The sequence below is a fragment of the Anaerolineales bacterium genome, from assembly GCA_022866145.1.
GTDB lineage: Bacteria > Chloroflexota > Anaerolineae > Anaerolineales > E44-bin32 > PFL42.
Genome location: JALHUE010000015.1, coordinates 1 through 1,618 on the forward strand (window position 1 = coordinate 1; position 1,618 = coordinate 1,618).

Annotated in this window: 1 protein-coding gene; it reads left to right on the forward strand. The window is 64.7% G+C overall.

The window, feature by feature from the left end:
- Positions 1-260: 260 nt before the first annotated feature.
- A partial coding sequence (locus MUO23_00475; GenBank protein MCJ7511425.1) for a hypothetical protein occupies positions 261-1,618 on the forward strand: 1,358 nt, incomplete at its 3' end.

The window sequence follows — 1,618 nt, forward strand, 5'->3', positions numbered from 1 at the left end:
GATCGTGAAGGAGGAGCTGACTCCGCCGCAGCGGCCAGGCGCGTCTGGCGCTCGTGCCTGGGCGCAGGCCCAGGCTCCACAATCGGCTCCCCCGAAGCGGCACTCAGGTCTTGTCGCGGAGCATGGCGAGCCATCGAGCCAGGACGCCAGGACGCCAGGATGGAGGCCTCGTTCACAGCAATCGCGGGAGCGGGGCCTTTCGCTCACCAGCCGCTCGGATCCAGCCCGTCCCGAACGCCAGGTCTTGAGGTGACCAGGTGATGGGGAACGACGGACAGGCGTCTGCTCCAGGGGCGGAAAGCGCTCCCCAGACGTGGCACCTGGCATTCCTGCTCGTCTTGGGGTGGGTGGCCCGGTATTGGCACATCCTGGGTTTCGGTTGGTATGAGGACGATCTCACGATCATCCCGGCTGCGGTCGAGATGAATGCCCGGCAACTGTGGGAACATGTGTTTGTCTACATCACCCACTTGTACGGCCATGGCCGACCCCTTTCCGACAGCCTGATCTACGTCCTCTCCAACTTCGGCTACCGTCTGGCGGGAATCCCTGGCATTTATCTTGTCGGCTATGTCATCTTCGCCGGCAACATCCTATTGTTCTATTTCCTCATGCGCAGGGTGGGAGGGGCGACGCTGGCCTTCCTGGCCGCGTTGGCCTACGTGCTGTTCTCGGCCGACACGACCCAGGCGTTCCACACCCACTCCCTTGGGGCACAGCCCTCGATCACGCTCTTGCTGATCGCCTTCCATCTGTACCTCTCGGACCATCGCATTGCGGCCTATCTCGTGGCCGGAGTGATCCTCTTCTCCTATGAGTCGCCCTTCATGGTCTTCCTGGCTGCCCCGCTCCTGGCGGATCGCCCGTGGCGGAGGACGTGGAGACCCCTGTTTGCACATGGCATGATCTTGTTTGCCATGTTGGCGGGCGCGACCGCGATCCGGGTCGCAATCGGCGAGGAGCGGGTCACGGAGATCGGCTTCCCGGCCGTGCTTGTCGTCCCGCTGACCCACATGCTCCAGGGCCCGCTGGTCAGTCTCGGCACATACGCCTACCGACCGATTCAAGCTCTGCTGGGGGCTCCCCTGCAGGGATTCTTGTTCGGCTTGGCCACGGTTGCGGCGGTGGCGTTGCTGGTGAGGCGCCTGCCATCGTCCGCCGGTGTACCGGTCCGGCGGTTCCTCGGAGACCTCCGCCATGCCCGACAGACGGTTGAAGCTTCGCCGCCCTCGGCGAGGCTGCTTCGTCTCCTGGTGGCGGGGCTGATCATGCTCATGATGGCGTACCCGCTGACCTTCACAGTTCGGGCGTACGCCATTAGCGGGCGGGACACCCGGGTGCACCTGGCAGCCGCCGTAGGTGCTGCGGTGGTTGTCGGGGTAGGCCTGGTTCTGCTCCTGGCCCTGGCGGAGTCCTTTCGCCGCCGGGCCGTGGCTGAAGTGCTCATCGGCCTGTTGGCTGGCCTCCTGGTCGCCTACGGATTCATGATTCAACAGGATTATCGGCGGGCCTGGGCCTACCAGCAGGAGCTTTGGACCCGTGTGCTCGAGCTGGTTCCCGATCTCGAAGAGGGGACGACCATCCTTGTCGACCCAGGCGCCCTCACGGATGTCCGCCA